Genomic DNA, 14,836 nt, shown 5'->3' on the forward strand with positions numbered 1-14,836 from the left:
AAAATGAATTGGAAATAGTAAAACAAGATGTCTCAAAGTAGAAGAAATAAAAGAAAGAAAAAAGCTCAAAAACCAGCTAAGAACAAAATAACGAAAAAAGATAAAATAAAAGGCATTATTGCCCTTGTTCTCTTGGTGATTGCCGCCTTTCTGCTCTATTTTTTTGTGCTGAAAGGGAATATTCACAAGCATTGAGTTGAGGGGATTTACAAACTAATAAAGTTTATAAAATGATACACATTCTTACGACAGGAGGCACTATTGAAGGCTTGGATTATGAAAATAAGATAAGTCAAAGTAAAATAGTAATTAAGGAATTTCTTGCTTCCGCTAATGTTTCGACACCATATATCATTGAAAAGGCATTTGCTAAAGATAGTCGGTCAATAACAGAGGAAGACAGGAAAGTTCTCTTAGAAAAAATCAAGACCTCTTCTTCCAATCATATTTTAATAACCCACGGAACCTATACGATGGAAGAAACAGCAGCTTATCTTGGAAAACAAGGACTTGATAAAACCATTGTTCTCGTAGGCTCATTTATTATGGGACACTTTAAAAATACAGATGCCCCCTTCAATTTAGGTTTTGCAATCAGCTCTTTACAACTTCTAAAGCCTGGTGTGTACGTAGCTATGAACGGTACTGTTTTCCCTGGGAATAATGTTACTAAAAATATAGAAACCAACAAATTTATGTTAAAAAAATGAATAATTAAATGTTTGGCACTTCTATACATTGGACCACTTTTTTCTATTTGCTCATAGATACGTTTATAGTTTTATTGATATTTTATCATCATTCAACTAAAAAAATTTTAAGTAATCATTTCAGGTTCTTAAAGCTTGGATTGCTTTTTATAGCTTATAACGCAACTGGCGGATTCCTCCCCTTTGAAAATTTCCCAGGACCCTTTATCCTGCAATACATTATAACCTATGGTGTAGCTATAACCCTATGTATTTATTTAATATATTACTTGTATAAAGAATATGATATTGTTGTTGTTAGAATGCATTTTTCTATACAAAACCTGATAATTCTTGCAAGTACCAGTTTTATTGTATTGTTTCTAATTCCTTACTTTTTTACCAATTCCCTATATTGGGCTCGCATCTTTTTTACAATCCCTATATCTGTAGTGGCTTTTATATTTCTCTGGTATTTTTATAAAAGAATTTCAAACCTCGAAAATCCAAACCGCTTTTTTCTTATAAGGAATAAATTTTCAGTCCTAAGCGTAAGTTGTATAGCACTATTGCCAATTTTTACCGTTATTGGTGATTATCAATGGTTAACTTTTACCACAATGAATCTTGCTTTTTATGGCGTAACTGCTATTAAAGTAGATAGCCACCTTTATTTTTTAGAAAATAAAACTAAAATGTATAAAATTTTTTCTTGGAACGAAAAACAAAATGACCATCTAATAAAAAATGGAATCGTCTATCAAAACTTAACAAGACGTGAAATAGAAGTCTCTTTATCCATTTTAAGCAACTTGACTTACAAAGAAATCGCAAAAGATTTATTCATTGCTGAAAGCACCGTATCTAAACACGCTTCAAATATCTTCAAGAAAACGGGAGTGAAGAACAAACGTCAATTTTTAACTCGTTTTCGAAAAAAATTCAAAAATTAGACATAAGATAGTAGCATTTCATATCCTTGAAAATGCGGGAGTTTTACAGATTCCCGTAGAAAAATACGGATTTTTCGTAGGTAAATACGTACTAATCTACTAGTAAATAATTGTTATAAATTTATATTTAAAGGTTACTGTTCCCTAAAAATTTAAAAATAACCTTTAAAATGATGGTGATGGATCTACAGGTACAAGCAGCCATATTAATGGAAGAACTGAACGAAATCAAGCTCAAAAATAATAATATTTTAAAACGGGCTTTTTGTTCTATTGAAATATGTCGTAATCTACTTAGTTCGTTTAAAAAAGAAATCATTGAAAATGACTTTGATTCCTTAGAGCAAGAAATAGACTTCTTTAAAAACATAAAGCAAGTCCCGCTGATACAACTCATTTATTTTTCAGAAATCCATTCTTTGGAAATACAGTTTCCGAAAGCCGATAAAAAAGCCCAACTTAAATTTTTAAAAAAGAAAATTAGCAAATTAAACCGATTCTTTCTATACAATATAGATTTCGGTCAGTATGTAAATTCAAAAGCGACCCATTTTGATAAGGAATATTACACCCGGGATTATTTGGCCAGCTACCATATAACGACATCGAAATTCTATTTTCAAGATCCTGAGTTTTGCACTCCCAGGGATATGCTTTTAGGAAAATTTAAAGCTTACAATTTGTTAATATTTTATCTGAATGAAAGATTATATAATCTTAAGAATAATTGTAAAGGAGAGAATGTTAAAACCGTATCCTCCAAAAAAATTCCCTGGCCATTTACCAATACAGATTGGGTGGAATTTGTATATGCTTTAAGTGCTGCCGGAATTACAAAACAAAATGATTTGAGCATTATCAAATTGTCTAATACGCTTCAGAATATATTCGACATTAAACTATCTGAGAAAATCTACAAAACCTATCAGGATATAAAAAACAGAAAAAATAGTAGGACTTTATTTCTGGATTTACTCAGTACCTCCTTGATTTCTGAAATGAACAAAAGTGAAGAATAATCCTCAAAAAATGTTAAAAAAAGACCGTACTACGGTTTATATACCGAAATCCTATTTCTTCGCTGGCCTCATTTAATTTGTTGGTATTTTCAATCACCTACACCTTAATATAAGGTTCAAAACCAATCAAAACGCATTAAAATTCAAGATGTTAAATTTTCACCGTATTACGGTCTTAATGGGGAACAAAATCCAATAATCCATCCCAAATTTGTAGAACGAAAGTCAAATCCTGCGAAGGACTATCAAATTAGCTTAAAGCAATTTGGTTGCCCTTTTCTTTAAAATCGTTCTATTATGCCAACAAGTATCATTACCACAGACGATCTTCGGGAATTCAAATTGGAATTGCTCGATGATATCAAAAAACTACTTACCAATCAGTCAAAAGGAAAACTAAAAAAGTACCTCAAATCTTCCGAGGTTATGGATTTACTTCAAGTAAGTCCAGGCACTTTGCAAAATCTTCGCATCAATGGCACATTACCATACACAAAGGTTGGTGGCATTATCTATTACGATGCAGAAGAAATTCAAAATGTGATGACAGCCAACCGTGTACAGCACGGTTTAAATTCTTAAGCAATGAACTATATAAAGCTACTTAATGCGGCTTTTGAAAAGTTCTATTTTGATGATCGCCTAAACCCTACCCATATCAGTTTGTATATGGCGCTGTTTCAAGAATGGAACAGCTCTCGGTTTATGGATGAATTTTACGTAAACCGTAGGGATGTGATGCGCTGTGCCAAGATAGGTTCAAAATCAACATACCATAGATGTATTGTCGATTTGGATGCTTGGCAGTATCTATCCTATTTTCCTTCCAACAATCCATACAAGGGCAGCAAAATCAAGATGGCCATAATCGGGACAAGTGATGAACCCGTTGTGGGACAGTACAATCCCGAATTGGAACAGCTTGCGGAACAGTACCATCCCAGAGGTGTACCGCTTGAGGGACACCACCATCCCAAAAATGGACAGGTTATGTACCAAGACCGTCCCATAGATGGACAAGCATTGGTATCTAATACAAACAATAACAAACAAGAAAACAATATAAAACAGCCAAAGGGCAGGCAGGCCGTTATTTTATTTTTTGAAGAAAAAGATTTTGATGCTGATGAAGCAAAAAAATTCTACCAGCATTATGCCGACCGGGAATGGAAAACAAGCGACGGAAAACCGATACGCGATTGGCGCTCATTGGCCACAAACTGGATGGATAGAACTGAGCTTTTCGAAGAAGAAAACAAACCAAACAAAAAGGGAGCGTCCCAAAATCAGGACAACTTGCGAACCACTAAGAACAAAGATTATGGACAACCCCTCTAAAATAACCGAAGGTGGCGTGGAATATTCGCTGGGCAAATTTGATGGGAAATGTGTGCTTTACGATTTCCCAAAAATCCTGATTTACCTGAATGCCAAGGGAAAGCTCCTCTTTGGAAAGAAATTTAAAATCTACGACGAGGACAAGGATATTTTGCTAAAACTCTGTTCCTACTTCATCAAGGACACCGAAAACTGCCAAAAATATGAGATTGATGTTGAAAAGGGCATTTTACTATCTGGGCCCGTGGGATGCGGCAAAACCAGCTTGATGAAACTTTTACGGCATTTAGTGCCGTTGCAACGCCCGTATGAAATGATCCCTTGCCGGAATGTGGCATTCAGTTTTAACCATCTTGGTTTTAAGACCATCGAGGATTATGGAAATACCAAATTCTTCTGTTTTGACGACTTGGGCGTAGAACCTGCCGGAAGGTTTTACGGAAAGGATCTGAACGTGATGGGCGAAGTTCTTTTATCTCGATACGAACTTTATCTACAAACCAAACACAAGATCAAAACCCACGCAACAACCAACCTCAATGCCGGGGAACTGGAAGAACGCTATGGGAACCGTGTCCGAAGCAGGATGCGGGAACTGTTCAATTTAATTGCTTTTGACGAGAAGGCCGGGGATAAAAGGAAATGATTAAAGTGCCTTTTTATAAATACGTTGCACAAACTGTTATTAAATATGTCGCTCTAAAGGCTGGTTGGAAAATTTTCAACAACAACTATTTCCTTCCTGAATCGGTGGACAAGGTACAGTTCCGTAAGAGCAAAAAACGCAACAATCCCCTTCGTTTGGTTTTAGAACCGTTTTACAGTTCTCACACTCGTAGAAAAATTGACAGGCGTTTGTTGGCATATTTTCTACTTTTTTATGTCCGCAATTTGGACAGGTAATTTCTGATTTTAATATAGTTTCCATTCGATTTTCTTATTAAAGCATATGTGGTATGTCCGAAGCCAATGTTGGATATGAGAAAATCATTGTTCTAATATCATTAACCTTCATCTTTGTTTTTATGGCCATTGCGAAGATATTTATTGTTTCTTCTGAATTGGGTCCGATTAAATGCGCTCCCAAAATTGTTTGAGTTTCTGCGTCAATTATAGTTTTGAACGCATATTTTTCTACATTCAAGCGTTTGGCATTGAACCAATTGCCAACCTCCTTATAATTTATCCGAATGTTGTAATTCAGCTCTTTCGCTTTCGATTCGGTGTATCCCACAGAAGCCATAGTTGGCAAAGTGAAAACTACCGTTGGCATTGGTGGATAACTTATTTCTTTAGAATTGCCTTTGATTATATTTGAAGCAACCGTATGACCTTCTAAAACTGCAACGGGTGTTAAAGGCAAACCTTTTGAATCAGCGGCATCGCCCGCTGCATAAATATGAGGGTTTGAAGTACTTTGAAGATATTTATCTACCGTAACGCCCTTTTTAGTAAAGGCTATGTCGGCTTTATCCAAATTCAAATCAAATATTGATGGTGGTCGTCCGGCAGAATTAAAAACAGTTTCTGCTTCAAAATTTTCTGTTTTTTCAACGGATTTACCTTTCACTCTATACTTGTTACCGACTTTTTCAATAGCGGTAACCTCTGTATTAAGAATGAGTTTTATGCCTAACTCTTTTGTGGCAGAAACAAGATGTTTTACAATATCCTGGTCAAAATTTCCCAACGGATTTTCTCCACGATGAACAATAGTAACTTCTGCTCCACATCGAGCTGCTATATGCGCAAACTCAAAAGCAATATATCCACCACCGATAAATAATACCGATTTTGGTAATTTTTCTAAATTCAAGAAATCGGTACTGGATTTGGCAAAGTGCCCTCCTTCAAATTCTAAAACTCTTGGCTTGGAACCCGATGCGATTACAATTTTGTTGGCTTTTACCTTCTCATTTCCGACTTCTAATGTGTTTTCTGACAGGAATTTTGCTGAACTATGATAAGTGTCTATTCCGTTTTTTTTATATCCTTTTTCAATTTTCGGTGGCATTTCATCCACAAAGGATTGTTTAAATGCCATTATGTCCTTCCAATTGACTTTAGGTATGGTATCTATGCCATTACCTTTAAGCCTTTTAGCAAAGTCTCGTACTTCCGTAGCGCCAATAATTACTTTTTTTGGGTCACAACCTCTCAATGCGCAAGTGCCACCATACGGTAATTCATCTGTGATTCCGACTTTCAGGCCTTTTGAAGCGCATTTGTTGGCGATGGTCATTCCCGCCATTCCTGAACCAATTATAAATACATCATATTCTTTCATACTAATTGATTTCTTTTTTGTCGGTTACTTTATAACCTGTTGAGTTAATTGCTTTCTCAATTTCCGTTTCGTTCGTTTTGGTTTGGTCAAATTCAATGATTGCATTTCCATTTTCGTAGGACGCTTTTGAGTTTACAATTCCATTTAGTTTATTTACTTCGTGATTTACGTGTTCTTGACAGCTCGCACAAGTCATTCCGCTGATTTTAAATTCAGTTGTTTTAATGTCCGATTTGTCAACTACGATTATTTGCTTTTCTGTGTTTGGGTAAAAAATTCCTGAATAGTATGGGAAAGCCAACATCACAATTGCAAATACGGTTACAATTCCTAAAAACTTTTTTGATTGAATAAATTTTGGTTTTTCGTCCGTCTCACATTCGCAGTCAATTTCTTTTTTAGGTTTTAGCTTTTGATACCAAGCAAAACCCAGAACTAAAATTGTCAGTCCGATTAAATAAGGTCTAAAAGGTTCTATCCAAGAAAATGTTGAAGCAATTCCGCTTGTTCCTGCGATTAGAGCCAAAACTGGTGTAATACAACATAATGATGCTGTAATTGCAGTTAACACACCTGCACCTATTAATTTGTTGTCACTTTTCATATCGTTTCTAAAATTTTGTTTTTATCAAGTATCTCAAAAAACGGATTTAGCATTTTTTCGTATTCAGTTGTGAGTGAGTAAAAAATCGTTTGGGCTTCTCTATCGGTTTCCAATAGATTTCGGTCTTTCATTTTCCTTAAATGTTGAGAAATAGCAGAAATGTTCATTCCGAGAATATCACTTAAATCACAAACACAAAGTCTTTTTTCCTCAAAGAGTAGGTAAAGTATTTTCAGCCGAACGCTATTTCCGACCAATGAAAGTCCATTCGCTAAATAGTCGAACGATTCACTTAATTTCGAAACTGTGTCTTTGCAACGGTTTATTTGTTCAATATCCGCTTGTTGTCTTATGCAAGAATTATTTTCCATAAAACAAAATTACGATTATTTCTTATTTAAGCAAATTCTTAAATAATAAAATTATAATTCTTTCAATTTAATTGCCTTTTATAAGATGTCTGGGGATAAGAGAAAATAAAAATAAAATTCCTTAATTTATAATAAGTCTAAATAAATATAATTTTTATATTTGGCAAAAATTAAATTATCGACCAATGAAATTCAACTTAAAATTACTATTTGCCACGTTTAGTTTATTTAGTTCTATTGCATATGCACAAACAACATTAAAGGGTACCGTCAAAGATAAAAATGGCGAACCCCTTATGGGAGCCAATATAATGTTAACCCCATCCAAGGGAACCATTACCGATTTTGAGGGAAAATATTCCATTAAAAATATTGAGAATGGCAATTATACTGTCAGGGTTAGTTTTTTGGGATATAAATCGAAGAACAAACTTATAGAGATAAACAGCCAAAAAGCTATCACACTTAACTTTACCCTTATGGACTCAAACCAAGAGTTGGGGGAAGTCATAATCACTTCCAACAGGACCCGTGAAACTTTGGACGAAGTGCCTTCTTCCGTCTCGGTATTGAACGCTCGCCAAATCGAAAATCTAGCTCAAACGAGTAATTCTGTCGCAGATGTACTGACTGAAGTACCCGGCCTGGCCTTAAGTTCTAACCGAACAAGCAGTACCGGACAGACTCTAAGAGGAAGGAATATGCTTATATTGATTGACGGAATCCCACAGTCCACACCTCTTCGTAAAGGAGGAAGGGATGTAAATACCATTGACCCGAGCACCTTGGAAAGAATTGAAGTGATAAAAGGTGCCACCGCAATATATGGGAATGGTGCAGACGGTGGCATTGTAAACTACATCACCAAAAAACCCAACACCACCAAAAAATTGGAAAGTACTACTTCCATTGGGGCTGAAGGCGCTTTGGCGGATATTGATAAAACCGTAGGGGCCAACGTGACCCAAACATTTTCTGGGCAGCTTGGCAAGTTGGGATACGTGACAAGCGGAAGGTTTAGGCAAACAGGTGTTTATAAAGATGCGAACGGTGCGGTTTTGTCGCCATTTTATGGTTTGGGAGAGACAAGTCAGTACAGCCTATTTGGCAAATTAAATTATCAAATTACCGAAAAACAACGGGTTGAGTTAATGTACAATTACTTCAGCAGTAACCAGGATTCCGATTATATTCCCGAGGTTGGCATTTATGGCCAAACCCCAACCATTGGTATCCTTGGGGAAGACCTGGGGGAAGATCAGGGCAATAGGTACAATCATAATGCACAATTAACCTATGATTACGATGATATTTTTGGGAGTTCCGATTTCAGGTTAAATCTCTATTTGCAGGATTTTAAAACGGTCTATGGTTATACAGACAGTTTTTACGATCCCAATTTAGGTTTCGATGGCGGACAATCATCAATATTATCTACAAAAAAAGGGGCAAGATTAAACTTTAAAACCCCGTATTCTTTCGGTAATGTAACGGGGAATATTCTTTATGGAGTTGATATTTTAAATGATAAAACTTCTCAGGAATTAGTTGATGGCAGGAAATGGGTGCCGCAAATGGATATGAAAAATTTTGCGCCTTATGCACAATTAAAAACACTTTATACAAATTTTGTCCTAAAGGCAGGGATCAGATTAGAAAATATCAATATTCAGGTTCCGGATTATACCACACTTACCAGGTATAATGTAGGCGAAACAACTCCCAATAGTGGCGGGATAGATATTAAAGGGGGAGAATTAAATTACAATGCCACGGTATTCAATGCGGGGATACGTTATAACAAATGGCAGGCGTTTAAACCTTTTGTTAGTTTCTCCCAAAGTTTTTCGGTTGCAGATTTAGGAAGGACATTACGCTCTGCAACAGAAAATACTATCAACCAAATAAACTCTGAAGCCGTGATAGCAAATAATTATGAAGCTGGTTTTAATACCCATTTAGGAAGCACAAGTTTGAGCGGTGCATATTTTATCAGTACCTCAGATTTGGGTTCTACTTATAGGGAAACCCCAAGCGGTGCCTTTGAAATATTAAGGCAACCTGAAAAAGTGTACGGATTTGAGCTTTCTTTGGATACCGAACTTTTGAGGAACGTCAATTTTGGAACTTCGGCTTCTTATACAGAAGGTAAAATAGATACCCAAGATAATGGGGATTATGACACTTTTATAGGAGGGGATAGAATCCCACCACTAAAGCTTGTTTCCTATGTTTCCTACAAATGGAACAATAAGTTTGATGCACGTCTAACCCATATTTACAGCGGCGATAGAAATCGCTTTGAACCAAATGAAAACGGGGGGTATACGTATGGTAAAGGCCCGGTAAACAGCTTTAATATATTTAACCTTACCACAAACTATCAACTTACCCCTACTACAGAAATAGGCGTTGGTGTCAGAAATTTATTGAATGAAGATTACTACCCGCCAATTTCCCAATGGAATGCAAGGGACTCCAATTACATAAAGGCCAATGGGACGCAATTTAATGTGTCGCTTACCGTACATTTATAGCAGTGTGATTATATGAAAAACAGGGTCCTATTAAAATACCATTCCTATTTCGGAATTATTGCAGGCACATTTTTATTTGTTATGGGCATTACGGGCTCTGTATTGGTTTTTACAGAAGATATAGACCATCTGCTTTTTAGTAAATACGATGTGGAAAACAACACTACCGATTTACAGTTAGATAAAGCCACAGCAGTAGTTCAAGAAAAATTTCCTGATTGGGACACCAGGATAATTAAGTTCGGGAAGGGCAAAACTATTCTATTTAATTTAAGGAGACCGGAAGCTAGAAAATATGTTTTTGTCAATCCCGGTACAGGTAATATTATCAAAGTTATAAATGCGAACACTCATTTTACGAAATGGATTTTAAAACTGCATTATTCCCTGTATTCCGGGATTATCGGTAGGTTTCTGGTGCTTTTTGCAGGAATTGCTTTTTTTCTTTCTTTGCTTACCGGGATCATCCTTTACCGTAAAATGATTGTTAAAACGCTTTTATTTAGAACTAAAATAAAAAAGAGCAATAAAAGGACTTTTTATTCTGCCCTTCATCGATATGTGGGGGTCTGGGCCGTGTTATTGAATCTCGTCATTGCAATCACGGGGATCTTTTTGGCGTATAAAGTTGTCAATTCAGGATTGAGTGAAAGTGTAGAACCTTCGCCCCCCATAGTAAAAACATCATTGGAAGCATCTTTAATTAAACTTGAAAAAGAATATCCTAATTTCAGAGCAAGCTACATTAGGTTGCCCTCTTCAGAAAAAGGGAATATTATTTTTAATGGCACTTTCAAAAATGATCCGTTTTATTTAAGTAAATATTACAATAAGGTCTCCGTCGATTATAAAACCGGAGCTGTTGTAAGTATTTATAAGATTAATGAAGCAGACTTCATTACTAAGTTCAATAGTAGTATCCTGCCGCTCCACTTCGGTCAATACGGAGGTTGGGTCAGTAAAGTTATGTACTGTATCGTCGGGCTGTCCGGTCCTTTTTTATCCATATCTGGTTATTTCATCTGGTTAAAACGAAAAAAATTACGTCGCATTTAAGAAATTGAATGATGAACTTTATGCAGTACCTGATTAATCCCTCATTTTAATTTCGGCATTTCAAAATCACTATTATATAGGTCAATATCAATTCCCGAATAATTCTTATCACTTTTAGAAACAATTCTTTCATAGTTGTATTTTTAAGTAGTTATCCATTCCCAACAAAATAGCCAAGGCCGTTGCCTTGACATTTGAGGTTTCTAAAAAATAGGCACTTTCATCGCTATTGGTAAGAAACCCCAATTCAACCAAAATAGCTGGGCAATGCCCAATTGTTTCCCTTAGCACTTGAAAGTTGGCAAATTTCATCCCCCTGTCCTCAATTTTAAGATGAAGCTTGGCTTCGCCCAAAATTTCCGTCCCCAGGGCAATCGATTTTTTAATGTTCGGCTCTGAATCTTCAGAAAAGGAATTCAGGGTATAAACCTCCATTCCTCTGGAATTGTTTGTGGAAGCATTGCAATGCAGGGAAACGAACATACAGGCGTTTAAAGACTTCGCCAATCGGCTCCTGTCTGAAAGCGGTATAAATCTGTCATCGTATCGCGTTAAATAAATATCGTACCTGCCTTTGAAAATCATTTTATTCAGTATGCATATTTCTTTTGCAATCCCAAGAACCACATCGTTTTCTTTAATTCCATTTAACCCTATCGCACCGGAATCTTTTCCACCGTGCCCAACATCAATAACAATTCGTTTTTGGGTTACCGGTTCTTGTCCCAAAACGAAGCACATTTTTAGGAGCAAAAAGACAAAACTGACGTTTTTGAGCACTTTTTTCATTTTCACTTTTCGAGTTATCAACACCCTACCATCCGAAATCCATAGAATTTGATATCAAATAACACCATCCAAATTCAATTCAATACAAATAATATTTTATTCACAAATATTTGATTATCAGTTATTTGTAAGCAAATATATGTATTTTTCCCTTAACGAAAATGAATCAAAAATTTAAACTGTTCCGTTATGAAAAAATCAATCTATCTGGCAACTTTTTTGTCTTTGCTCTCAACATCGCTTTTTGCCCAAATTGGAGGCATCGAAGATTCGGTCGATGATGTTTCCAATACCATCAGAACCATTTTCCCGATCATCCTTGGGGTCATCTTCCTTATCGGTTTCCTTTTCAATGCAGGGCACTTCTTCGGGGAAAACGCTGACCTTAAAAAAGGGATTACCCGTGTACTTGTATTTGTTCTGATTGCCGGCGCGGTCGTGGGCATCTTTACTTACCTAATCGGCATCGTAGTCTAAGCCTCTAAGAGGCATTTTTAAAGTAATCAACTGTACTTATGAAAAAGTTCGAGGTCTATAAAAACATCAGGAAACGGGCGGTCATTTTCGGACTGCCCATATCCCTGTTTGCCCTAATGATGGTTTCCATCCTCGCTTCGTTGTTGGTGATCATCTTCTCGTTCAGCTTCGGGATCATCATTGGTGTATTGGTTCTTAATTCAGCTTTGTATATCGCCTTGACGCAGATAACGAACAATTCACAAATCTTCCAGATGGCAAAAGCCTTCCCAAAAATCATCAGTAACAAACGAAACTCCGGCATCGATTATGAACAAGATTAACCTTTCGGCGTACCTACCCATCGCGGATATTCAAGACAATATCATTTTTGCCAATAATGGCAATGTGGTCTTGTGCTACGAAGGTAGCTTGCCCGAGATCTATTCCCTTTCCGAAAAGGATTTTGAGGATATGCACGGAGCTTGGTTTCAGGCTCTGAAATCATTGCCTGTTGGGACTGTGGTTCATAAGCAGGATATCTACCTGAAGAAATCCTATACTTCAGAACAGCTTCCGAACAAAACCTTTCTAGAAAAAGCAACCCACGAGCATTTTAAAGGTCGTGGACACATAGAACATAAGTGCTATCTGTTCTTCATTTTGACCAAGAACAAAGCACTTAATAATTCAAAATATGTCAACCCCTTCCGGAAGGTTTCTAAGGGAATTGTGCAAGAACTGGATGAAAATGTTAAGAGTTTTGTAAACTCGGTAAGCGATTCCGTTTCCTTCATTAATAATAGCCGAAAAATGGAATTTATTTCGCTTAAAGCGGAAGAGATTCAGCAACTCACAAATGGCTATTTCAATGGTTTCAACGAAGGCTTTGATACCGACATCATCTTAGATAAAAAAAGCGTCAATATTGGCGAAAACCATTTTGATGCCCTGGCCATCAATAGCGAACTGTGCTTTGGCGAAAGTGTACAGAGTAGCAAGACCAATGAGAAATTCACTTCTGACGATTTTGTGTTTCATCAAGGGTTTATTGATGGTTTAGGGCTTACGCTTAACGAAAATCATATCGTCAATCAGATTCTCTATCTCGACGACAAACAGAAATGGCGTAAGCTTCTGGATAAGAAAATTGAAGAGCTGAACAAAAGTTCAAACTTCGGGTCGCAGAACAAGGTAGTGCTTGGGAAGATTCAGCACATCCTTGACCAAATCAATGCCGATGATAATGCCAGAATCATTCGTGGTCATCTCAATATCGTGTATTGGTCTAAAGATGCCAAAGAACTCGATAAGATTACCTCAAAAATCAAAACCGAATTTAAGGAACTCGACATCATCCCATACTATCCACGAGGCGAAGAACGAAAGAATTATATACTGAACAGTTATTGCTGTTTTTCATCCAATTTTTCCAACAACGATTTATACGTTACCGACTTAAAGCACGCCCTGTGCCTGTTCATCAACAATACCAATTACAAGTCCGATGCAACCGGAATCATCTTTAACGACCGTGAACACAACATTCCCGTTCTAAAGGATGTTTGGGACGAGCGCAAGAAGCGCATCAAGGCACGGAACTTTGCCATCTTCGCACCTACGGGCGAGGGTAAATCGTTCTTGGCCAACAACATCCTGCGCCAATATTTTGAAAGTGGTGTCCGCTTGGTCATCATAGACCTCGGAGGATCCTACACCAAGTTTGCCAAACTATACCCAGAAAAATATACCGTACTGCGCTATGAAAGTGGAAAGAACCTTGGCATCAACCCATTTTATATAAGTAACCAAAATGACTTGACACCAGAACGGTTGGAAGACCTGTCAGTTTTCTTATTTGAATTGTTTGCTTCAGATCTAAATGTGACGAAAGCACAATCGGTTTCGGTCAAAAAGATATTACGCCATTACTACGACAGCACTTCAGAAAACCACTCTTTGGATGGTTTTTACAGCTTTATAGAAAGGAATCAGAAAGACCTTCTGAATACTCTTAAAATCCATCCTGACTACTTCAATGTTACGGGTTTTCTACACGTAATGTCGGAGTATGTTGATGATGGTCTATATAGTTTTCTATTTGAAGTGAGCGAAGACCAAACCTATAAAATTGAGGACAAACGATTGATAGTGTTTGAACTGGACGAAGTCAAGGACAATAGGGAAATTTTGTCGGTAATGTTGAAATTGATCAAATCGGCAATTCAGCGTACTATTTGGAAGAACCGGGCCGAAAAGGGCATCATCCTTTTTGATGAGTTTGCCAAGCAACTGAAGTTTGAGAACGTACTGGAAAGTGTGGAATTCTACTATCAGGCTATCCGAAAACAGAATGGTGCTATCGGTATTATTCTTCAGTCAATAAACCAGCTTCCGAACAATTCAACATCAGCGAGCATCTTGGAAAACACACAGGTCATCTATAGCCTGAACAACGAGAAAGGCTATGCCGAGTTAGTCAGACGCCTCAATTTATCAACGCACGATTTAAACCAGTTAAAATCTATCAAGAACAATCTTTCCGGGCCACGCAAGTACACGGAAATGTTCATCAAAATCGGTAAGGAAAGCAACATTTTCCGTCTTGAAGTTCCGAAGGAAGTCTATGCCGCCTACCTCACAGATGGTAAGGAAAATGAGGAAATAATGAAGCTTTACAACGAGCATCAGGATATGAAAAAAGCAATCAGGGAATTCACCTCTAAAACATAATATT

17 protein-coding genes are annotated in these 14,836 nt (G+C 36.8%); 12 read left to right on the forward strand and 5 right to left on the reverse strand.

Going from position 1 to position 14,836, the window contains the following annotated elements; all coding sequences use genetic code 11:
• Nucleotides 1-27: 27 nt before the first annotated feature.
• The 7 genes from ACFFGL_RS08160 (at nt 28) to ACFFGL_RS08190 (ending at nt 4,645) form a co-directional block, all read left to right on the forward strand.
• The gene (locus tag ACFFGL_RS08160) at nt 28-195 is read left to right on the forward strand and encodes a hypothetical protein (RefSeq protein ID WP_228249747.1); all 168 of its coding nucleotides are present in this window, start codon (nt 28-30) and stop codon (nt 193-195) included.
• A 35-nt stretch (nt 196-230) separates the two neighbouring features.
• Nucleotides 231-710, forward strand: coding sequence for an asparaginase domain-containing protein (locus ACFFGL_RS08165; RefSeq protein WP_228249748.1), 480 nt, complete (start codon nt 231-233; stop codon nt 708-710).
• An 8-nt stretch (nt 711-718) separates the two neighbouring features.
• On the forward strand, nt 719-1,642 hold the full coding sequence (locus ACFFGL_RS08170) for a LuxR C-terminal-related transcriptional regulator (RefSeq protein ID WP_309726916.1): 924 nt from the start codon (nt 719-721) through the stop codon (nt 1,640-1,642).
• Nucleotides 1,643-1,812: 170 nt separating this feature from the next.
• Complete coding sequence (locus ACFFGL_RS08175) at nt 1,813-2,661, forward strand: RteC domain-containing protein (RefSeq protein ID WP_309726915.1); 849 nt, start codon at nt 1,813-1,815, stop codon at nt 2,659-2,661.
• Between the two features lie 297 nt (nt 2,662-2,958).
• Nucleotides 2,959-3,243, forward strand: coding sequence for a helix-turn-helix domain-containing protein (locus ACFFGL_RS08180; protein ID WP_228249751.1), 285 nt, complete (start codon nt 2,959-2,961; stop codon nt 3,241-3,243).
• A 3-nt stretch (nt 3,244-3,246) separates the two neighbouring features.
• A complete protein-coding gene (locus ACFFGL_RS08185) occupies nt 3,247-3,999 on the forward strand; it encodes a hypothetical protein (protein ID WP_228249752.1) in 753 nt (250 codons plus the stop codon).
• Nucleotides 3,983-4,645: a P-loop NTPase family protein gene (locus ACFFGL_RS08190; protein WP_228249753.1), complete on the forward strand. Its 663-nt coding sequence runs from the start codon at nt 3,983-3,985 to the stop codon at nt 4,643-4,645. Before ACFFGL_RS08185 ends, ACFFGL_RS08190 begins: the two co-directional genes overlap by 17 nt.
• 75 nt (nt 4,646-4,720) lie before the next feature.
• On the opposite strand, the gene ACFFGL_RS08195 is transcribed toward ACFFGL_RS08190, so the two are convergent.
• From ACFFGL_RS08195 to ACFFGL_RS08210, 4 genes are read right to left on the reverse strand one after another with little or no spacing between them, the layout of a single operon-like run.
• Entirely contained in the window at nt 4,721-4,927 is a 207-nt protein-coding gene (locus tag ACFFGL_RS08195) for a DpnI domain-containing protein (protein ID WP_228249754.1), read from the reverse strand.
• A gap of 12 nt (nt 4,928-4,939) precedes the next feature.
• Nucleotides 4,940-6,286 carry a dihydrolipoyl dehydrogenase family protein gene (locus ACFFGL_RS08200; RefSeq protein ID WP_228249755.1) on the reverse strand — a complete coding sequence of 449 codons (1,347 nt, stop codon included), beginning with the start codon at nt 6,284-6,286 and terminating at the stop codon, nt 4,940-4,942.
• Between the two features lies 1 nt (nt 6,287).
• Nucleotides 6,288-6,890 carry a mercuric transport protein MerTP gene (gene merTP, locus ACFFGL_RS08205; RefSeq protein WP_121665206.1) on the reverse strand — a complete coding sequence of 201 codons (603 nt, stop codon included), beginning with the start codon at nt 6,888-6,890 and terminating at the stop codon, nt 6,288-6,290.
• Nucleotides 6,887-7,261 carry an ArsR/SmtB family transcription factor gene (locus tag ACFFGL_RS08210; RefSeq protein WP_121665207.1) on the reverse strand — a complete coding sequence of 125 codons (375 nt, stop codon included), beginning with the start codon at nt 7,259-7,261 and terminating at the stop codon, nt 6,887-6,889. The genes merTP and ACFFGL_RS08210 overlap by 4 nt, the downstream gene beginning before the upstream one ends.
• Before the next feature lie 185 nt (nt 7,262-7,446).
• Here ACFFGL_RS08210 and ACFFGL_RS08215 point away from each other — a divergent pair, with 185 nt between their 5' ends.
• Both ACFFGL_RS08215 and ACFFGL_RS08220 read left to right on the forward strand, forming a co-directional pair.
• Nucleotides 7,447-9,798, forward strand: coding sequence for a TonB-dependent receptor (locus ACFFGL_RS08215; protein WP_121665208.1), 2,352 nt, complete (start codon nt 7,447-7,449; stop codon nt 9,796-9,798).
• A 12-nt stretch (nt 9,799-9,810) separates the two neighbouring features.
• Nucleotides 9,811-10,854 (forward strand): PepSY-associated TM helix domain-containing protein, encoded by a 1,044-nt coding sequence (locus tag ACFFGL_RS08220; RefSeq protein WP_121665209.1) that lies wholly within the window; start codon nt 9,811-9,813, stop codon nt 10,852-10,854.
• A gap of 129 nt (nt 10,855-10,983) precedes the next feature.
• Here the strand turns inward: ACFFGL_RS08220 and ACFFGL_RS08225 are convergent, their stop codons facing one another.
• Nucleotides 10,984-11,643, reverse strand: a complete 660-nt coding sequence (locus tag ACFFGL_RS08225) for an N-acetylmuramoyl-L-alanine amidase family protein (RefSeq protein ID WP_121665210.1) — start codon at nt 11,641-11,643, stop codon at nt 10,984-10,986.
• A 189-nt stretch (nt 11,644-11,832) separates the two neighbouring features.
• Here ACFFGL_RS08225 and ACFFGL_RS08230 point away from each other — a divergent pair, with 189 nt between their 5' ends.
• The 3 genes from ACFFGL_RS08230 to ACFFGL_RS08240 are packed head-to-tail and all read left to right on the forward strand — an operon-like array spanning nt 11,833 to nt 14,832.
• Complete coding sequence (locus ACFFGL_RS08230) at nt 11,833-12,120, forward strand: hypothetical protein (RefSeq protein WP_031428457.1); 288 nt, start codon at nt 11,833-11,835, stop codon at nt 12,118-12,120.
• Nucleotides 12,121-12,158: 38 nt separating this feature from the next.
• Complete coding sequence (locus ACFFGL_RS08235) at nt 12,159-12,443, forward strand: hypothetical protein (protein WP_228249757.1); 285 nt, start codon at nt 12,159-12,161, stop codon at nt 12,441-12,443.
• Nucleotides 12,430-14,832, forward strand: coding sequence for a TraG family conjugative transposon ATPase (locus tag ACFFGL_RS08240; RefSeq protein WP_228249758.1), 2,403 nt, complete (start codon nt 12,430-12,432; stop codon nt 14,830-14,832). The genes ACFFGL_RS08235 and ACFFGL_RS08240 overlap by 14 nt, the downstream gene beginning before the upstream one ends.
• Nucleotides 14,833-14,836 lie beyond the last annotated feature (4 nt).

The sequence above is a fragment of the Mesonia maritima genome (genome assembly GCF_042433895.1).
GTDB classification, from domain to species: Bacteria; Bacteroidota; Bacteroidia; order Flavobacteriales; family Flavobacteriaceae; genus Mesonia; species Mesonia maritima.

Bases quoted from the DNA above. Each gene is read 5' to 3' on its own strand.
- ACFFGL_RS08160 (WP_228249747.1), top strand. From the start codon at position 28: ATGTCTCAAAGTAGAAGAAATAAAAGAAAGAAAAAAGCTCAAAAACCA.
- ACFFGL_RS08165 (WP_228249748.1), top strand. From the start codon at position 231: ATGATACACATTCTTACGACAGGAGGCACTATTGAAGGCTTGGATTAT.
- ACFFGL_RS08170 (WP_309726916.1), top strand. From the start codon at position 719: ATGTTTGGCACTTCTATACATTGGACCACTTTTTTCTATTTGCTCATA.
- ACFFGL_RS08175 (WP_309726915.1), top strand. From the start codon at position 1,813: ATGATGGTGATGGATCTACAGGTACAAGCAGCCATATTAATGGAAGAA.
- ACFFGL_RS08180 (WP_228249751.1), top strand. From the start codon at position 2,959: ATGCCAACAAGTATCATTACCACAGACGATCTTCGGGAATTCAAATTG.
- ACFFGL_RS08185 (WP_228249752.1), top strand. From the start codon at position 3,247: ATGAACTATATAAAGCTACTTAATGCGGCTTTTGAAAAGTTCTATTTT.
- ACFFGL_RS08190 (WP_228249753.1), top strand. From the start codon at position 3,983: ATGGACAACCCCTCTAAAATAACCGAAGGTGGCGTGGAATATTCGCTG.
- ACFFGL_RS08195 (WP_228249754.1), bottom strand. From the start codon at position 4,927: ATGGAAACTATATTAAAATCAGAAATTACCTGTCCAAATTGCGGACAT.
- ACFFGL_RS08200 (WP_228249755.1), bottom strand. From the start codon at position 6,286: ATGAAAGAATATGATGTATTTATAATTGGTTCAGGAATGGCGGGAATG.
- merTP (WP_121665206.1), bottom strand. From the start codon at position 6,890: ATGAAAAGTGACAACAAATTAATAGGTGCAGGTGTGTTAACTGCAATT.
- ACFFGL_RS08210 (WP_121665207.1), bottom strand. From the start codon at position 7,261: ATGGAAAATAATTCTTGCATAAGACAACAAGCGGATATTGAACAAATA.
- ACFFGL_RS08215 (WP_121665208.1), top strand. From the start codon at position 7,447: ATGAAATTCAACTTAAAATTACTATTTGCCACGTTTAGTTTATTTAGT.
- ACFFGL_RS08220 (WP_121665209.1), top strand. From the start codon at position 9,811: ATGAAAAACAGGGTCCTATTAAAATACCATTCCTATTTCGGAATTATT.
- ACFFGL_RS08225 (WP_121665210.1), bottom strand. From the start codon at position 11,643: ATGAAAAAAGTGCTCAAAAACGTCAGTTTTGTCTTTTTGCTCCTAAAA.
- ACFFGL_RS08230 (WP_031428457.1), top strand. From the start codon at position 11,833: ATGAAAAAATCAATCTATCTGGCAACTTTTTTGTCTTTGCTCTCAACA.
- ACFFGL_RS08235 (WP_228249757.1), top strand. From the start codon at position 12,159: ATGAAAAAGTTCGAGGTCTATAAAAACATCAGGAAACGGGCGGTCATT.
- ACFFGL_RS08240 (WP_228249758.1), top strand. From the start codon at position 12,430: ATGAACAAGATTAACCTTTCGGCGTACCTACCCATCGCGGATATTCAA.